Genomic DNA, 16,314 nt, shown 5'->3' with positions numbered 1-16,314 from the left:
CGACAATGGTATGCAACTGCTCACTCGATAGTTCGGCAATGGCAGACCACATGTCGTCAGACGCGGAGCCGGCTTGGGTGGGTTGGCAGAGCATGCTTCTCGTTGGGGAGCGTGATGGGGCGACGTCGCGTAGGCTGGTCCCTGAGAGGCCTTGCTCTCCAGACCGTCGCAGCAGGCGACACGGGGGCTTACCCCGCGCGAAGCTCTACACCAGCATGAGCCAGCGCACGAGAGAGGACTGGCTCCCATTCAGTGCCAAGCGGAGTCAAGGGCAGGCGCAACGCTCCCTCGATTCGACCCATCCTGGCTAGCGCCCACTTCACGGGAATCGGATTTGACTGGACAAACATGGCTTGATTCAGGAGGTAGATCTTCCTGGAGATGAGCCTCACCATGGCTACGTCTCCGTTCATGGCGGCATCACAGAGCTCCCGCATCAAGCGGGGAACGACGTTGGCAGTAACGGAAATATTTCCCCTTGCCCCGAGCAAGATCAGCGCAGCCGCAGTCTCATCGTCGCCGCTATACACGGAGAAGGTCTCAGGCAACGTATGAATGAGTCTGGCGCAGCGAGCGACATCTCCGGTGGCGTCCTTAAGCCCTACGATTCCTGGAACCTCGGCAAGCCGCCGAATCGTATCCTCGGCCAAATCAACGCCGGTGCGACCTGGCACGTTGTACATGATGAGTGGAATTTCAACATTCTCCGCGAGCTTGCGGTAATGCTGGAAGAGTCCCTCTTGTGTCGGTTTGTTGTAGTAGGGGGTAACCGAGAGGGCGGCGCTGGCTCCCGCGCTCTTTGCATACCTGGTCAGAGCAAGAGCTTCGCTGGTCGAGTTTGCGCCGGTGCCTGCGATGACGGGCAATCGCCCCGCAGCGTATGTAACCACTTCACGTATCGTCGTGCAGTGCTCATCCATGTCGAGGGTCGCTGACTCACCTGTTGACCCCATGACGACCAATGCCGATGTACCTTCGTTGACATGCCAGTCAACCAGGGCTCGAAGCCTGGGAATGTCCAGCATCCCGTTGTCCTTCATCGGCGTAACTAACGCAGGGATGCTGCCTGTGATGTGACTGCGATTGAGCATGGGATCGTCAGCGCGAGCGTTCATGATTTTCCTCCAGGCGTGAGATTGGACACACGCCCATTGAATGTTCAGCGTACGCTGGAAGTCCGGCAGAGAACAGGATCAGGCGATCGCCGAAATTGCATATCAGAGGGGCGCTTCGGCAAAATCAAACGATTTGGCGCGACGCAGTTCAGCCCCTCTGTCGCGTGCGGGAAACTGGTATGGCGGTTTGATCGCCAACTGGTACTCCTGGCTTAATGACCGTAGGCGGCTATCAGTCGTCCAAGGGTGATGAGGGCCTTTTCGGAACGAGCATCCCATGTATGCCCGTAGTTCAGTCGCAAGCAGTTGCAGAATTCCTGCTTGGCGGAAAAGATGGGACCTGGTGCTGTGCTGATCCCTAGCGACAGCGCTTGGCGGTGGATATCAAGGGCATCAACGTGTCGGGGGAGCTCGACCCACAGCAGGTACCCCCCAGCCGGGCGAGTTGCTTTTGTCCCTGCCGGAAAATGCTCGCTGATAGCCTGCACGAAGCAGCTTTGCTGAGTGCTCAAAGTCTCACGAAGGCGCCGGAGGTGTTTGTCGAATCCCCCTTTTTCGAGATAGGAACCGATGGCCTCCTGGGCTGGCGCGGATGAAGCCAACGTTGTCACCAGCTTAAGGCGCGCAACCTTGCGTGCAAACTTGCCGGGAGCGGTCCAACCGATGCGGTATCCCGGTGCCAGGCATTTGGAGAAGGACGAGCAGTGCATCACGATGCCGGCCGTGTCGAATGCCTTGGCCGGCTTGGGGCGGTTGGCGCCGAAGTACAGTTCGCCGAACACGTCATCTTCAATGAGCGGGACGCCATATCGCGTGAGCAACTCGACCAATGCGCGCTTCTTTTCGTCTGGCATGAGGCTGCCGAGCGGATTCTGGAAGTTTGTCATGAGCCAGCAAGCCTTAGGTCTGTGCCGCTCCAGGGCTTGCTGCAAGGCGTCGAGATCGACGCCTTCGCGTGGATGTGTTGTGACTTCGATGGCATGAAGGCCCAGGCGCCCCAGCGCCTGCAAGGCCGGAGAGAACGTGGGGGACTCCACGACAACGGCGTCGCCAGGGCGGGTTACCGCACTCAGGCACAGATTGAGCGCTTCCAGCGCGCCGTTGGTGATGACGATGTCGTTGGTATGAATCTGCAGGCCATCTGCCAGATAACGAAGCGCAATCTGACGGCGAAGGCGTGCGCTCCCAGGCGTCAGGTCATCAACGCTGCTCCATGGGTCCAGTTTCTGTACGCTGGAGGCGAAGACCTGGCCTAGCCGCGTCATTGGAAAGTGCAGTGGGCTGGGAAACGCCGAGCCAAAGGGCACGAGATCTCTTGCCAAGCTGGACTCCATGACCTCAAAGACACGTTCGCTTACATCCGGGGACACCGCCTCTTCAAGCGGTCGCGGCGCGGTCTCAGGTTCCGGAGGAATCGCTGTGTCTCCTGCGGCGACGAAATACCCGGAACGATGCCGGGCACGAACGAGCCCCTGCGCCTCCAGCCGGTAGTAAGCCTGAAAGACAGTCGACTGGCTGATTCCACGACTTTCACTACAGTGCCGGACGGACGGTAGCCGGTCGCCGGGCCTGAGAACACCCTTGCGGATGGACTCCGCAATGTCGGACGCAAGGGTTTCATATCGCTTCATGCTGCTCATCTGAATTCGTATGCTGTATGTGCGGAAGACTGCCGGAGTGGCGTTTGACGTGTGTGCAGCGTATCAGATGCTCATGCGCGTCTTGCAGGAACCGGATCCGGTCGTCCTCATCGGGCCGCCATGAAAGCCCCATGCCAGCGATTGCGATCCGTGAATCTGCTCCGCTCTTTTTTCCCGCATCTGCGTCTTTCGCCCGGTGAAATGACCGCATAGCATAGCCGCGTACCGTCCGCCGACAAACGGCTGACATTCGTCCTGGCAGAGAGCGTAGAAGTTCATGAATCCCACAGGTTTGCTATTGGCCACTTTCGTTCTATCGATCGTGGGCCTCTTTTCCTTCATATGGTCACTGCGGCGCGGCCTGTTTGATCTTGACACCAACGCGGCGAAAGTCATCTTCTCGGCCAATGAGATTGGCGTTCCCGAGGAACCCGCTGCCGATCCGGCACAGCATGATGCCCTCGAGCGCAATGTGGGACGCCGCGATCATGCAACGACCGGGGTTTCCAGGGAAGACCTGGCGTTGCGCGAGAGCGCGGATCGGTCGAGCGCCTTTCCAGCGTTCATCATGTTGATGTCCTCGGTGGTGTGGCTAATTGTCGCGTCTGCAGCTGGTCTGCTCAGCTCGATGAAGCTTCACTGGCCTGACCTGCTTACAGACAGCGCATGGATGACGTTCGGGCGCCTGCGCACCATTCACCTGAATGCCGTGGCTTACGGATGGGCGCCGATGGGGCTGCTTGGCCTCGCTATCTGGATGATGCCGCGCTTGCTGCGTACGCCCCTGGTTGGCGGGCGCTTTGCGATCTTTGGCGCGATTGTCTGGAATGCCGGGGTGGTGGCGGGCCTTGGTGCCATTGCTGCAGGTCTGAGCGCCGGGATGGAGTGGCTGGAAATCCCATGGCAGATCGGTGGCTTGTTTGCGGTCGGTGGAATGATGATTGGCCTTCCGCTGGTTTTCATGCTGCAACGCCGGAACGTACATCATCTCTACGTTTCGGTCTGGTATATGGGAGCGGCCCTCTTTTGGTTCCCCGTTCTCTATATCGTGGCCAAGATCCCAGGTGTCCACTTCGGGGTAGAGCAGGCGACGATGAATTGGTGGTTTGGCCATAACGTGCTTGGCCTCTTCTATACGCCGCTGTCTCTCGCAACCATTTACTACCTGTTGCCAAAGGTCATTGGCAAGCCAGTCCAATCCTACAACTTGTCACTACTCGGTTTCTGGACCCTTGCATTCTTCTATGGTCAGGTGGGCGCCCATCATCTGATTGGCGGCCCGGTTCCTGAGTGGCTCATCACCCTGTCCATTGTGCAGAGTGTGATGATGATCATCCCGGTGGTCTCCTTCTCCTTGAACCAGCACCTGACATTGAAGGGGAACTTCGGGGCGCTGCGCCATTCGCCAACCCTGCGTTTCATCGTCTTTGGCGCGATTATGTACACGTTGGCCTCGTTGCAGGGCAGTTTCGAGGCGCTGCGGAGTCTAAATGCCATAACGCATTTCACCCATTTCACAGTGGCCCACGCCCACCTGGGTATGTACGGGTTCGTCTCGATGGTTATCTTTGGTGGTGTCTATTTCGCACTGCCGCGGATCCTGGATACCCGCTGGCCGCATCCCAGGCTGATTGCGTTGCATTTTTGGCTCGTGGTGGCCGGGTTCACCGTCTACATGGTTACGCTAAGCATCGGCGGCGTCCTGCAGGGGCTGTCGCTGTTGAATCCGGACCAGCCGTTCCTCGAATCGGTGACGGTCACGCTGCCGTGGCTATACGGCCGCTCGATTGGTGGTGCGTTAATGACGCTCGGACACCTCGTGTTTGCCACGCATATGGTCTTGTTCGCGCTTCCGTCCGGTGTCTTCACGCAGAACGAGCAGAAACCCCTGCATTCGGCAGCATAGAAATGGAAAACGAACTGAAACTGGTGGGCGGGGCAATGGTGACGCTGTCGCTCGCTACCGCGGCGATGGTGGTGACACCGTTCCTGCAACTGAAGGATGTGCCTGCTCCTAAGGACCTGAAGCCTTATACCAGTGCCGAACTGCGTGGTAGGGAAGTCTATATGGCGAACGGTTGCATCGCCTGCCATACGCAGCAGCCCAGCAGCACAGGCGCCGGCCGCGCTGATGCCAGGCGAGGCTGGGGGCGCCCCTCGGTAGCGGCAGACTATCACTACGACGATCCCCCGCTCCTTGGCACGATGCGTACGGGGCCTGACCTGTTCAACATTGGCGCCAGGCAACCCAGCGCCGACTGGCATCTCGGGCATTTGTTTCAGCCGAGGGCGTATGTGCCGGAAAGCATCATGCCGGCCTATCCCTTCCTGTTCGAGGTCAAGGACGAGTCTGCGGTCGCGAAGGGTGAGCGAGTGGTGTCCTTGCCGCCAGGCGTTGCGCCATATGACAAGGTGGTAGTCGCTCGTCCTGAGGCCATGGACCTGGTTGCGTATCTGCAATCCCTGAACCACACATACGCGGTGCTCACGCCGGAGGATGCTGCGAATGCAACCAGGATAAAGCCCCCTGCGGCCAGTTCGGAGCACGCGAAGTGAAAGAGGTTATGCAATGACGTCTGAAGATATCCGCCGCGGCGAGCATTCCGATCCGCATGAGCAATACAATCCGGTGCCACGCGTGGTATTGGGCCTGGTTTGCGGCATGGTCTTGTGGGCTGTCGGCTATATTCTCATCGCTCGTCCCGATGAGAGCAGCGCGTTAGGTGACCAGCGGCCTGCGTCGGCACTTGTCGGAACGGGAGGCAAGTCGACTGGTCGTGTCGATGGCGCACAGGTGTATGCCGCCAACTGCCAAGCCTGCCACCAGGCCGGCGGGCAGGGCTTGCCCGGCGTCTTTCCGCCGCTGGCAGGCTCGCCATGGGTCACCGGGGACCCCGGGCCGTTGGTACAGCTCGTCCTGCACGGGATGACCGGTGAAATTGAAGTCCTGGGCAAGACCTATAGCGGCTCGATGCCGGCGTTCGGCGCGCAACTCGCGGATAATGAGCTCGCTGCGGTCCTGAGCTACGTCCGGTCGAATTGGGGCAATAGCGCTCCAGCGGTCGAGCCCGATGCGTTGGCGGCTGCGCGGCAGCTATCGGCTGACCAGAAGGCCCAATGGAACGGGGCGGCCGAGCTGCGAGCCTTCGTCGCTGGTAAAGGCGGGCAGGGTGACGCCAGGTGAACCAGGCGATCTCGAAGCCCGGGTTGTCGGGAACGATCGTCGCGCTGCTCGCGGTAATTGTTCTGGGTATCGCTGCGTACTGGGCGACGACGGCCGGCTTTTCGGCTGTCACCAGTGACGGACTTCGCCGAATCGAGATTGCCCGCGCCCCGCGGGAGTTGCCTCCCGTGAAGCTGGTCGACCAGGAAGGCTCAACCTTCAGCTTATCAGCGCTCGACAGGGGAGGCCGACAGCTCACGCTTGTCCTATGGGTCTACATTGAGTGCCAGACTGTCTGCCGCTCGACGCTGGCCGAGTTCTCCTACCTGCAGCAGCAGCTGAAGGCGAGAGGGCTTGATGACCGGGTCAGGCTCCTCACGCTGAGCTTTGATCCAAGGCGGGACACGCAGGCTGTGCTGGCCGCTGCCGCGCGCAGAATGCAGGCCGATGCCCCAAACTGGCGCTTTGCCACTGTCACGGATCCGGCCGAGATCAAGTCAGCGTTGCGTGAGTTTGGCATCGTTGTCCTGCCCGACGGGCTTGGAGGTTACTCCCACAATACTGCGCTATTCCTCGTGGATGCGAGCGGACACCTTGTCCGTGCCTACGATGTTGCCCGACCGGATCTCGCCCTGGCCGAGATTGCCTCCGCACTCAAAGGGTGACCACGCTATGTATGTCCGGCTTCTGCCGTGGTTGCCTGGCATGATGCTCAGCGCCGCCGCGCTACTGCGCCCATGGCTGGAAGCATCGATGGCGCGGCACATGGCGATAGAGTTGCCACTATTGTTTGCAGTCGGGTTTCATGCCGCAGTCCTATGCCGGGCACCAATGCGCCATGCGTTGGAGCGCTGGAATGCGTTCGGGATTCCGGGTCTTGCCGGCTCAGCGTTGATTCTGGGCTATTGGATGCTACCCGTGGCATTAGACAGTGCGGTGCTCAGTCCGAGTGCCGGCATGGGCAAGGTTGGCAGTATGGTCCTGGCCGGCGTGCTTGGCGGGCTATCGTGGCGTAGTGCCGGCATCATCGTGCAGGCGTTCTTTGTGCTTAACTGGGCGTGGATGACATTTGTCGCGGGCTTGCTATACCAGTCGACGCCTGAGCAGCTCTGTAGTGTCTATCTTTCCAACCAGCAGGAGTCGGCCGGCTTAGCCATGATGGCACTTGCCGCCGCTGTCCTGATGGCTTGGCTGTTCAAGGCGTTCCAGTGGCGCCCCCGCCAATTCGAGGAGGCGCCTTAGCTTTGAAGGAAAAGCCACCTGCGGGCAGGTGGCTTGGCGCTCTGCACTATCTGTTTCAGTTATGCAACAGCGTGGCTCGGGAGCTAACGAGTCGCTGCAAAAAAAAGAATCCCCCGAGGCTGTTACTCGGGGGAGGTGCTGGTTTGTGGCCGGGTACCCTGTACGCCCGACCACTGTGTTCTATTGGGGACCCTTCTGTAGTTGCTTACTTACTGACATACTGACGTCAACCAGTCCATCGCGGTTGGTGATTCATGCGCCATCGGTGAACCCGTCTCGCCTATCCGTGACTCTCGCACCATCTGAATAGACGTCAAACTTGGTGGTCTTTCCCCCATCGGTATATGGATCTCGCGGCCCCATCACGCTGGCGCCGTCGGTGTAGACATCTCGCGCCCCGATGCCGGCATAGGCCACCCCGGCGCTAAGCGCCGCACCCGCCGCAGCGAGCAGTAAGAACGTTCTTACCATTTTTCTCACCTCCTAAGGTGGTTGCAAGAACCCGAGACGAATTCTTTCCGCGCCAGTTTGTGCGCCGCAACTTTGTACCACTTCAATGTATGCCCTGACGGCAAGCGCATGTATAAGGGGCTGGTCCGAAAAGAGGCTAGGGGATTGCCCTATTCGATGGCGGGGCGGACTCCGCCCTGTTGGGCTGCCCCGGATCCTGGACGAATACCCGAAACCCGGCGCTAATACGGAATCTCGCGTCGAACCCGGACGGTATAGCTCACCGAATCCACCTGGCTACGCTTACCGCACAGGGGAGTTCTGAAGTAGATTCATAGTAGTCTTGCGGCACCTTGGTTTCGCAGCACTTCGCCTGGCAGGAATTTGGTGCAAATACGTGATTTGCCACAGGTGCGTCGGATACTAACTATCGCAAGAGTATTGTCATTGCGGCTAACGAGAAAAAGACCTGATGTGCCACGGGCTGTCCCCAGGATTCGAAGCGAGCAATGGTAATCATTACGCGAAACTCGAGGCTCAGCCTCTTCGTTAACACTGCATTGGTCGCATTGGCGTATTTCGCAGGTGCAAAGCTGGGACTTGCCTATGCGGTAGTGGGCGGTGCAGTGTCCCTGGTGTGGCCTTCCAGCGGCATCGCCCTCGTTGCACTGCTTGTCATGGGCTTCGCAGTTGCCCCCGGAATTGCCATCGGCTCCGTTTTGGCAAACGTGTCGGTGGGCGTGCCGCTACCGGTGGCTGCGGTGATTGGCCTCGGGGCAACGGCTGCAGCCTTGACGGCTTCGTTATTGTTGAAGCGGGTAGCCCGATTCCAAATCACCCTGGATCGCATCAACGACGTGATTGCCTTCATCATCCTGGCTGCGACGGTCAGCACGGCAGTGAGTGCGCTGATCGGTGCGAGCGCCCTCGTAGGAGCGGGCCTGGTGCCAGTCAGCGGGTACGGCGCAGCTCTTCTAAAATGGTGGCTCGGTGACATGATGGGGGTGCTCGTGGTGGCCCCGCCGCTGCTCATCTTGCTCAAGTATCCGAGCCCGATCCGCTCCGCAAAGCAGGCCGTGGAAGCGTGCGGACTGACCGTTGCGATCTTCTGGGTGAGTTACCTTATCTTCGGCGCCACCGAACTTGCCGGGCACGGCTACTATCCGGCAGCCCTCGCGATTTTTCCGTTCACGATCTGGGCGGCTCTCCGCTTCGATCACTTGGGCACCTGCCTCTCAACCTTGCTGGTCTCAATCGTGGCCATCTGGGGCACCGCGAACGGCACCGGTCCCTTTGCCGCCGAATCTCCGGTGGATAGCCTCGTGAGATGGTGCGCCTTCGCCAATGTCGTGGCAGTTACCGGACTGTTGCTGGTAGCGGCACATGCTCAGGGAAAGCGCTTCCATAGCCTCCTGCTCGCCTCCCACGTCGAGTTGGAACGGCGCGTGCAAGAGCGAACCCAGGAACTGGAGCGCGCCAACAATGAACTGAAGCAGGAGATGGCGCGACGTCGTCGGCTGGAAGGAGAGCTGATCCGAATCGGCGATCGGCAGCAGAGACTCATTGGCCGGGAACTGCATGACGGCCTCGGGCAGCACCTCACCAGCCTTGGCTTCTACTGCACCACCTTGAATCAGGAACTACAGGAGCATTGCCACCCGGCCGCCGCGGAGGCGGCTACCATCGTCGAACTGGTGAAGCAGGCGTCCCAGATGACGCGCAAGATTGCCCATGGCCTGGACCCGGTCGCCATGGAATCTGGTGGCCTTACGGTCGCCCTGCAAGGGCTGGCACAGACGACCCGCTCGCTGAATGGCATCGAATGCGCGCTTCGCATCGAGTCAGATGTGGACTTACTGGATCCGCCGATGCAGATCAACCTCTACCGTGCGGCACAGGAAGCCGTCAATAACGCGCTGAAGTATAGCCAGGGCCGCCACATCTGGATCGACCTGGAGCGCGATGGCGGAATGCAGAGGCTTTCCATCAGTGACGACGGGGTGGGGGTCGACCCGGAGCAAATGGAGCGTGCCTCGGGACTGGGACTTCACAACCTGCGTCACCGGGCGAGCCTTCTGGGCGGCTCTTGCACGGTCACCCGCAATGCTTTGGGTGGCACCACGGTTGCCATCAGCTATCCGATACCGGAGAGTCCGGGCAATGAAAGGGAAGCCATCTAGCCTGGGCCGTGCGACCCAGATCCTGATCGTGGATGACCACCCCATTATCCGGGAGGGGTTAACCCACTTGCTGAATCAGCATGAGGATCTGCACGTCTGCTGTGCGGCCGCCAGTGCCGAAGAAGCCATGGCGGCGGTGGCCTGCCAGCCTGACCTGGCCATTGTGGACCTCAGCCTGCACTCGAACTCCGGCCTGGATCTTGTCAAGACGCTGCGGCAACACTATCCAACGCTGGCAATCCTCGTCCTCAGCATGCATGACGAAACCTTGTTTGCCGAGCGCGCACTGCGGGCAGGAGCAAACGGGTATCTGATGAAACTGGAGGCCACGGAGCATATCTTGAACGCGATCCGCGAGGTGCTGGCCGGTAATATTTACCTGAGCGCCGCAATGCATGAGAGGTTGGCGCGGGCTCTGACGGTTCCCAAAAAAATTGCGACGGGCTCGATCGCGAGCCTTTCGGAACGGGAGTTCGAGGTCCTGCACCTGATCGGACTCGGCTTCAGCACCCGCGAGATCGCCGGGAAACTGAATCGGAGCGTCAAAACCGTCGAGGCACATCAGGCCAACATCAAGGAAAAGCTGGATATTCCTAACGGCAAGGAACTGATGCGCTTCGCCATTCAGTGGCTCGAGAGCCAATAGGGCGGGGTCCACCGGATCAGGCAATCGCCTGGAAACTCTCTGGCCGGGCACCGCGGTCAGGCGTGAACCATGACCCGATCGCGGCGCATGAATGCGCTGGCGGCGTCGACCAGTGCCGCAAGGACGAGCATGGCGATGATGACCGTGCAGGCCTGCGCCAGGTGAAAGAGCGAGAGTTCGAAGTACAGCATCTGCCCAAGCCCGCCGGCGCCGACGAAGCCCAGGATCGCGGCCATGCGGATATTTGTCTCCCACCGATACAGGGTGTAGGCCAGGAACTGCGGCTGGACGCAGGGGAGCGTGCCATACAGGAAGGCGAGGGCGGGGGACGCCCCGGTTGCCAGCAGCGCCTGTGCCGGTGCGGCCGGGGCATTCTCCAGTGCTTCGGCGAACAGGCGGCCAAGCACGCCGGCGGTGTGCAAGGCCAGGGCAAGGGTGCCGGCAAATGGTCCGAGGCCCACAGCCAGTACGGTGAGGACCGCCCACACGAGCTCGGGCACCGAGCGCAACAGGTTCAGTGCCAGCCGCGACAGCGCCTTCAGCGCAGCGCCATGACGGCCGGAGGCAGGTAAGGCCAGGACCAGGCCAAGGACCGCCGCGCACAAGGTGCCCACGGCAGACATTGCAAGCGTTTCGAGCATGCCCCTCGCGGTCCTTGCAAGAAGGCCGGCCGACAGGTCGGGGGGGAAGAAGGATTGCAGGAAGCGCAGCATCTCGCCGGCCGCGTCCATGGAGAAGAGCCGGCCAAGATTGAGCGAGAGATAAGCGAAACTGGCCGACACTACCAGTGCCACGGCGAGGAGGGTGAACAGGCAGCTCAAGCAGAGCTGGGCGGCCTTGGTCTTGTCTGCCATGATTTACGCCAGCAGTTTGCGCAGCCGGGCGCTGATCGCGTCCGCCAGCAGGACCAGCAGCAGGAAGACAAGCAGGATGGTCGCGGCTTCACCGCCATTGAGCAGTTTCATCGCCTGGTCCATCAATTGGCCGAGCCCACCGGCGCCGACGAAGCCCATCACCACCGAAGCCCGGATCGCGCACTCCCAGCGATAGACCGTGTAGGAAACCAGCTCCTGCGCCGCATTCGGCAGCAGCCCATAGAGCAGCGCCACCACGCGCCCGCTGCCACCGCCGAGCAGCGCGTCCACCGCGCGCCGGTCGCCGGACTCGAGGATTTCCGCATAGACCTTGGCCAGCATGCCGCCATAGGTGATGGCAAGTGCCAACACGCCGGCCGCTGGCCCCAGGCCCAGGGCGCGCACGAAGAGCAGGGCCCAGACCAGTTCGGGCACTCCGCGCAGCAGGAGCACAAGGGCGCGCACGCCGATGCGCAATGCCATGCGCTGCTTGCGGGCGGGGCCGGGTCCGATGCGGGAGATCGACAGGCTGTTCGTCATCGCTACGGCCAGCGGCGTGGCAACGACGAAGGCGAGGGCAATTCCCGCCGTGGCGATCGCCAGTGTCTCCAGCGTGGCCTTGACCACGTAGCCGAGAAACTCGGCCGAAACCTCAGGGGGGAGAAAGTTGCGCAAAAAGCTCCCCATCACCTTCAGGTTGCCGGCCTCGAACAGCGCCGACGGATCGAACTGGGAAAGCCTCAGCAAGGGCCACAGCAAAAGCAGCGCAACGACCAGGCCGCTCGCCCGGCGCAGCGCCTGCGGATCGCGCGGGTGGGCGCTCATCGGCACGCCGATTTGGGCCGGTCGCCGCCAGCCGATCCGGCGGCCATGAGCAGCGGCTCGCGGCCCTGCACCGGCGGCGACTCGCTTTCGGAGGCATAAAGCTCCCGCAGCAGGGCATCGGTGACGCGTTCGGCCGGCAGGTCGAAGGCGATCGCGCCTGCCCTGAGCCCCACGATGCGCGGAAACCAGCGCAAGGCCAGATCCACTGCGTGCAGGCTGGCGACCAGCGTCGCTGTCCGCGTCGCCGCTTCCTTGCTCAGCTCGCCCAAGGTCAGGTTGGCCAGCGCAGGGTCCATGGCCGCGACGGGTTCGTCCGCCAGGATCAGCTCCGGGCGCTGGTATAGCACGCGAGCGACGCCTACCCGCTGGAGCTGGCCCCCGGACAGTTGATCGCAACGGTCGAACAGGCGGTCGGCCAGATCGAGGCGGGCGAGCTGTTCGGTGGCGCCGGCAAGATCAGCCGGGTAGGCCAGGGACAGCATCGACTTCCATGCTGGCCAGACGCCGAGGCGGCCGGCCAGAATGGCGGTGACGACGCGCTGCCGTGGTGGCATTGGCGGCGCCTGGTGCACCATGCCGATACTGCAGCGCAAGCGCCGCAGGTGTCCGGCGGACAGCGCCCAGGGGCTTTGCTCCAACACCTCGACGCGGCCCTCGCTTGGCCGCAGGGCCGTTGCCAGCAAACGCAGCAAGGAAGTCTTGCCGGCCCCCGATGGGCCGATGACGGCGATGCGTTCGCCGCGGCCCCCGGCGAGCGTCAGCTGGCTGAGCGCGCGCTGTCCGTTGGCGTAGCGGATGCTCGCGGTCTCGATGCGGAAGCTCACTTGATCAGGCCCGCGCCACGCGCCGCGGACTCGATGCCCGCGTAGTTCTCCGGCCGGGTGGTGATGTATTTAGACGTCCGCTGCAATGCCATGATCTCCCGCTGTTCGGGGTTGCCCGGGTCAAGCCGGAGGAAGGCCTCGGTCAGCTTCTTGCGCAGGGCCGGATCGAGACCGCCGCGTACGGTCCAGTTGTAGTCGTAATAGGGCGGCGTGACGGCGAACACCCTGACCTTGTCGGGATCTACCTTTTTCTGCTCCACCAGCTTGTCCCAGACCGAGGCATTGAGGACGCCGGCGTCGGCCCGGCCGGCCTGGACGAAGGCGACCGTCGCATCGTGGGCGCCTGAATAGGCGACGGTCTTGAAGTCCTTGTCCGGATTGATGCCGGCCTGCAACAGGAAATGCCGCGGCATCAGGTGGCCGGAAGTCGAGGACGGCGAACCGAAGGCGAAGGTGCGGCCCTTCAGGTCCGCCAGGGACCTGATCGTCTTGTCGGCGGTGATGAATTTACTGGTGAAGGCGGCATCTTCCTGCCGCTGGACGATGGGGATGGTCGCCCCATTCGTGCGGATCTTGCTCTGCACGTAGGTAAAACCGCCCAGCCAGGCCATGTCGATCTTGCCGGTTGCCAGCGACTCCACCACGGCAGCGTAGTCCGTGACCGGCACGAACTCCACCTTCATGCCAGTCTCCTTCTCCAGGTATTTGCCCAGCGGCGCGAACTTGCGCTGCAATTCGGTCGGTGACTCATCGGGGATGGCCGACACCTTGAGCACCGGCTGGGCGCTGGCAAGACCGGCCAGGCCCAGCAGGCCAAGCATGGAAAGGCGCCTCAGGGTGCGCGAGAGAACAGGGAACATGGTGGAGAAGGATCCAGGGTTGGCACGGCAATGGTGGGGACGGCCTTTCATCGCTGGCCGCGATACCGACCAGCAGCGATGACGGGGCCGGGAAGTACCTCAATTTGCCTTGAATTCATGAGGATCTCCGACAGCACACCGGGGTCCGCAACCTCCGCCATTCGTTGCCTGGTTCACGGCGGGGATGCGGCTTGTGCTTGTTTCAGGGCGTCGGCGACAAGTTTAGTCACTTCCGCCTGTTCCCGCGTCGGTGCGAACAGCGGCGCCCGGTGCGCAACTTGCTCCCGCAGGCGGGCCAGAAAGCCGGCATCCCGGCTGACCCGCTCGAGCAGGAGCGCCAGCTGCCGGGCGTCTCCCGCGGGGAAATAACCCTCATAGTCGCAGCCCAGCATGCCGATATTTCCCGGGATGCGGCTGGCCAGCACCGGCACACCGCTGGTTACGGCCTCGGCGATGACGTTGGCGCCGCCTTCCATCACGCTAGAGATCACCATCGCCTGTGCTTGCCGGATGCGCCGGCGCGTCTCGGCATGCGGCAGTCTGGCCAGCCAGACGTAGCGCTGCACCGCTGGCCAGGCGCGCGCTTGCAGAGCCTGCGCCGCCTGCACGTACGCATCGTCAAGGGCGCCGCCTATGTGGATGAGCCGCACGCGCGAATCGTCGGGAAGCAGTTCCAGCGCCCGCATGGGGGTCAGAGGGTCCTTTTCCGCCCGCATGTGGCCTACCAGTACGATATCGAAGGTGCTGCCACCACCGGATGTGCCCGGCACGTATGCCGGGGCCGACTGGTAAATCACACGGCACTTGGCGCGATGCCGGGGAGGCAGTTCGGCTAGCCCTTCATCCTGCAGCACCACCAGGTGGGTCGCGAGATCGAGGGAGCGCCGGGCGGATTCGTCACAGTGGATGTCGCGATAGAGGTCGGTTCCGGTCAGCACCGCCACCAGCGGCCGATCCGGGCAGGCCGCGGCAAACCTTGAAATACTGTCCGCCGACCGCCGGGCGTGCAAGGCGATCATGCAGTCGGGCAGGGCGCCGCGCTCGCCGTCCGACGGCCACTCCGCGGCCAGCACGACACCGTAGTCGGCGCGCAAAAAGCGGGACCAGCGGCTGGCGGTCTGCCAGTTGCCATTATTGGCTTTCCGGAGTGCCGGACTGATAATTGCCACGGTGGCCTTTGGAGGGTGCATGGCGATGAGGGCTGAAGGGCTTGCTGCGAGAAGCATAAACAAGTTCGGGCTGGATGAGGCGTTCGTCGAAGCGCATCGACGCACGTGGGCCATCCTGCAGGATTTGTCGCCGTCCCAATGGCGGGTTCGCTACGATCCGGGGATCAACCCGCCATTATGGGAGTATGCCCATATCGCCTGGTTCACGGAGCACTGGATCCTGCGCGATCCGCGCGCCGGCCAGGGAGGGCGATTCGCTGCCAGGCTCCCCTCCTTGCTGGCCGACGCGGACCGCTGGTTCGATTCCATGCGCGTTGCCCACCAGGACCGCTGGCATCTGGACCTGCCTCAGCTCGCAGAGATACGCGACTACGTGGGCGCGGTGCTCGATGGCGTGCGCAACAGGCTTGCCGCCACTGACGACACCGACGAGGCGCTCTATTTTTGCCGTCTCGCCTTGTTCCACGAGGACATGCACGCCGAGGCGCTGACCTACATGCGCCAGACGCTTGACTATCCGCTGCATGCTCCGCTGGCGATGCCTTCGCTCGCGCCCGGCGGCGGCGATGTGGCGATCGCCGACGATGCCTTCCTGATGGGGGCGTCGGGGGACAGCGGGTTCGTGTTTGACAATGAGAAGTGGGGGCACCCGGTCCGTATCGCGCCCGCTCGTATCGACCGCCAATGCGTCAGCAACGCGGCATTCGCCGAATTCGTGGCCGCGGGCGGCTATCGCGACCGGCGCTGGTGGTCGGATGAAGGTCTGGCGTGGCGGCAGCAGAGCGGGCTGGCGCATCCGGCACGGTGGCGCCAGGCGGCGCGCGACGTGCCGGGGCAATGGGAATCGCGCTGGTTCGGGCAGTGGGTGCCGCTTCCCCTCGACCTGCCGGTCTGCCATGTCAACGCCTATGAAGCGCAGGCCTATTGCCGGTGGGCCGGCAAGCGCCTGCCCACGGAAGCTGAATGGGAGTATGCGGCGAGCCGCGGCCTGATCGAATGGGGTGGGGCGGTGTGGGAATGGACGGCCGATCCGTTCCTGCCTTTTGCGGGTTTCTCGGCAGACCCCTACCAGGAGTACTCCGCGCCCTGGTTCCGCACGCATCGCGCGGTGCGCGGCGGATCGTTCGCCACGCATGCCCGCATGCAGCATCCCCGTTACCGGAATTTCTACCTGCCGCACCGCAGTGACATGTTTGTCGGATTCCGGTGCAGCGATTGACGGCCGGTTACGCGTCGACGATGGACGCAGGCGAAGCGATGGGCCATCGGCAAGAGCCAGCGTACGGAGCTTAAGACTGGAGTCGGTGCCGCTTTCGGTCCCAGGTCTCCTGGGCTGCGTACGCGGC

Annotated in this window: 16 protein-coding genes; 8 read left to right on the top strand and 8 right to left on the bottom strand. The window is 62.3% G+C overall.

From position 1 onward, the window contains the following. Nucleotides 1-188: 188 nt before the first annotated feature. Together dapA and ABNX08_RS28625 are read right to left on the bottom strand one after the other, a co-directional pair. Nucleotides 189-1,115 (bottom strand): 4-hydroxy-tetrahydrodipicolinate synthase, encoded by a 927-nt coding sequence (gene dapA / locus ABNX08_RS28630; protein ID WP_022539084.1) that lies wholly within the window; start codon nucleotides 1,113-1,115, stop codon nucleotides 189-191. 212 nt (nucleotides 1,116-1,327) lie between these two features. Beyond that, on the bottom strand, nucleotides 1,328-2,746 hold the full coding sequence (locus tag ABNX08_RS28625; RefSeq protein ID WP_022539083.1) for a PLP-dependent aminotransferase family protein: 1,419 nt from the start codon (nucleotides 2,744-2,746) through the stop codon (nucleotides 1,328-1,330). A 286-nt stretch (nucleotides 2,747-3,032) separates the two neighbouring features. Between ABNX08_RS28625 and ABNX08_RS28620 the strand changes: the two genes are divergently transcribed. Genes ABNX08_RS28620 through ABNX08_RS28600 form a run of 5 tightly spaced genes read left to right on the top strand, consistent with a single transcriptional unit; the run spans nucleotide 3,033 to nucleotide 7,160 of the window. Further along, on the top strand, nucleotides 3,033-4,661 hold the full coding sequence (locus tag ABNX08_RS28620; protein WP_022539081.1) for a cbb3-type cytochrome c oxidase subunit I: 1,629 nt from the start codon (nucleotides 3,033-3,035) through the stop codon (nucleotides 4,659-4,661). 2 nt (nucleotides 4,662-4,663) lie between these two features. Further along, on the top strand, nucleotides 4,664-5,311 hold the full coding sequence (locus ABNX08_RS28615; RefSeq protein ID WP_022539080.1) for a cbb3-type cytochrome c oxidase subunit II: 648 nt from the start codon (nucleotides 4,664-4,666) through the stop codon (nucleotides 5,309-5,311). 13 nt (nucleotides 5,312-5,324) lie between these two features. After that, complete coding sequence (locus ABNX08_RS28610) at nucleotides 5,325-5,939, top strand: cytochrome c (RefSeq protein ID WP_022539079.1); 615 nt, start codon at nucleotides 5,325-5,327, stop codon at nucleotides 5,937-5,939. Next, nucleotides 5,936-6,583 (top strand): SCO family protein, encoded by a 648-nt coding sequence (locus ABNX08_RS28605; RefSeq protein ID WP_022539078.1) that lies wholly within the window; start codon nucleotides 5,936-5,938, stop codon nucleotides 6,581-6,583. Before ABNX08_RS28610 ends, ABNX08_RS28605 begins: the two co-directional genes overlap by 4 nt. 40 nt (nucleotides 6,584-6,623) lie before the next feature. Continuing rightward, complete coding sequence (locus ABNX08_RS28600) at nucleotides 6,624-7,160, top strand: DUF1404 family protein (protein WP_349607010.1); 537 nt, start codon at nucleotides 6,624-6,626, stop codon at nucleotides 7,158-7,160. Nucleotides 7,161-7,412: 252 nt separating this feature from the next. Here the strand turns inward: ABNX08_RS28600 and ABNX08_RS28595 are convergent, their stop codons facing one another. After that, the gene (locus tag ABNX08_RS28595) at nucleotides 7,413-7,631 is read right to left on the bottom strand and encodes a hypothetical protein (protein WP_022539076.1); all 219 of its coding nucleotides are present in this window, start codon (nucleotides 7,629-7,631) and stop codon (nucleotides 7,413-7,415) included. Nucleotides 7,632-8,119: 488 nt separating this feature from the next. Between ABNX08_RS28595 and ABNX08_RS28590 the strand changes: the two genes are divergently transcribed. Together ABNX08_RS28590 and ABNX08_RS28585 are read left to right on the top strand one after the other, a co-directional pair. Next, the gene (locus tag ABNX08_RS28590) at nucleotides 8,120-9,790 is read left to right on the top strand and encodes an MASE1 domain-containing protein (protein ID WP_022539075.1); all 1,671 of its coding nucleotides are present in this window, start codon (nucleotides 8,120-8,122) and stop codon (nucleotides 9,788-9,790) included. Beyond that, nucleotides 9,771-10,436: a response regulator transcription factor gene (locus ABNX08_RS28585; protein WP_022539074.1), complete on the top strand. Its 666-nt coding sequence runs from the start codon at nucleotides 9,771-9,773 to the stop codon at nucleotides 10,434-10,436. The genes ABNX08_RS28590 and ABNX08_RS28585 overlap by 20 nt, the downstream gene beginning before the upstream one ends. Before the next feature lie 56 nt (nucleotides 10,437-10,492). Here ABNX08_RS28585 and phnE read toward each other — a convergent pair whose 3' ends face one another. From phnE to senB, 5 genes are all read right to left on the bottom strand, one after another. Further along, on the bottom strand, nucleotides 10,493-11,290 hold the full coding sequence (gene phnE / locus ABNX08_RS28580; protein ID WP_022539073.1) for a phosphonate ABC transporter, permease protein PhnE: 798 nt from the start codon (nucleotides 11,288-11,290) through the stop codon (nucleotides 10,493-10,495). Nucleotides 11,291-11,293: 3 nt separating this feature from the next. Continuing rightward, complete coding sequence (locus tag ABNX08_RS28575; protein WP_022539072.1) at nucleotides 11,294-12,115, bottom strand: ABC transporter permease; 822 nt, start codon at nucleotides 12,113-12,115, stop codon at nucleotides 11,294-11,296. Next, nucleotides 12,112-12,939, bottom strand: coding sequence for an ATP-binding cassette domain-containing protein (locus tag ABNX08_RS28570; RefSeq protein ID WP_349607012.1), 828 nt, complete (start codon nucleotides 12,937-12,939; stop codon nucleotides 12,112-12,114). The genes ABNX08_RS28575 and ABNX08_RS28570 overlap by 4 nt, the downstream gene beginning before the upstream one ends. Continuing rightward, entirely contained in the window at nucleotides 12,936-13,760 is an 825-nt protein-coding gene (locus tag ABNX08_RS28565) for a putative selenate ABC transporter substrate-binding protein (protein ID WP_022539070.1), read from the bottom strand. Before ABNX08_RS28565 ends, ABNX08_RS28570 begins: the two co-directional genes overlap by 4 nt. Before the next feature lie 212 nt (nucleotides 13,761-13,972). Further along, entirely contained in the window at nucleotides 13,973-14,989 is a 1,017-nt protein-coding gene (gene senB / locus ABNX08_RS28560) for a selenoneine biosynthesis selenosugar synthase SenB (RefSeq protein ID WP_022539069.1), read from the bottom strand. On the opposite strand from senB, the gene senA reads away from it, so the two are divergent. Beyond that, nucleotides 14,988-16,187 carry a selenoneine synthase SenA gene (senA, locus tag ABNX08_RS28555; protein WP_022539068.1) on the top strand — a complete coding sequence of 400 codons (1,200 nt, stop codon included), beginning with the start codon at nucleotides 14,988-14,990 and terminating at the stop codon, nucleotides 16,185-16,187. The genes senB and senA overlap by 2 nt on opposite strands. Nucleotides 16,188-16,314 lie beyond the last annotated feature (127 nt).

It is taken from the genome of Cupriavidus sp. DF5525, assembly GCF_040149425.2.
Classification (GTDB): Bacteria; Pseudomonadota; Gammaproteobacteria; order Burkholderiales; family Burkholderiaceae; genus Cupriavidus; species Cupriavidus pickettii_A.
Note: the sequence above shows the minus strand (reverse complement) of the source record. Positions and strands in the feature narration are given on the sequence as shown.

Excerpts from the sequence above, each read along its gene's own strand:
- phnE (WP_022539073.1), bottom strand. The coding sequence starts at position 11,290 with ATGGCAGACAAGACCAAGGCCGCCCAGCTCTGCTTGAGCTGCCTGTTC.
- ABNX08_RS28585 (WP_022539074.1), top strand. The coding sequence starts at position 9,771 with ATGAAAGGGAAGCCATCTAGCCTGGGCCGTGCGACCCAGATCCTGATC.
- dapA (WP_022539084.1), bottom strand. The coding sequence starts at position 1,115 with ATGAACGCTCGCGCTGACGATCCCATGCTCAATCGCAGTCACATCACA.
- senB (WP_022539069.1), bottom strand. The coding sequence starts at position 14,989 with ATGCACCCTCCAAAGGCCACCGTGGCAATTATCAGTCCGGCACTCCGG.
- ABNX08_RS28610 (WP_022539079.1), top strand. The coding sequence starts at position 5,325 with ATGACGTCTGAAGATATCCGCCGCGGCGAGCATTCCGATCCGCATGAG.
- ABNX08_RS28590 (WP_022539075.1), top strand. The coding sequence starts at position 8,120 with ATGGTAATCATTACGCGAAACTCGAGGCTCAGCCTCTTCGTTAACACT.
- ABNX08_RS28595 (WP_022539076.1), bottom strand. The coding sequence starts at position 7,631 with ATGGTAAGAACGTTCTTACTGCTCGCTGCGGCGGGTGCGGCGCTTAGC.
- ABNX08_RS28565 (WP_022539070.1), bottom strand. The coding sequence starts at position 13,760 with ATGCTTGGCCTGCTGGGCCTGGCCGGTCTTGCCAGCGCCCAGCCGGTG.
- ABNX08_RS28625 (WP_022539083.1), bottom strand. The coding sequence starts at position 2,746 with ATGAAGCGATATGAAACCCTTGCGTCCGACATTGCGGAGTCCATCCGC.
- ABNX08_RS28620 (WP_022539081.1), top strand. The coding sequence starts at position 3,033 with ATGAATCCCACAGGTTTGCTATTGGCCACTTTCGTTCTATCGATCGTG.
- ABNX08_RS28575 (WP_022539072.1), bottom strand. The coding sequence starts at position 12,115 with ATGAGCGCCCACCCGCGCGATCCGCAGGCGCTGCGCCGGGCGAGCGGC.
- ABNX08_RS28600 (WP_349607010.1), top strand. The coding sequence starts at position 6,624 with ATGATGCTCAGCGCCGCCGCGCTACTGCGCCCATGGCTGGAAGCATCG.
- senA (WP_022539068.1), top strand. The coding sequence starts at position 14,988 with ATGGCGATGAGGGCTGAAGGGCTTGCTGCGAGAAGCATAAACAAGTTC.
- ABNX08_RS28615 (WP_022539080.1), top strand. The coding sequence starts at position 4,664 with ATGGAAAACGAACTGAAACTGGTGGGCGGGGCAATGGTGACGCTGTCG.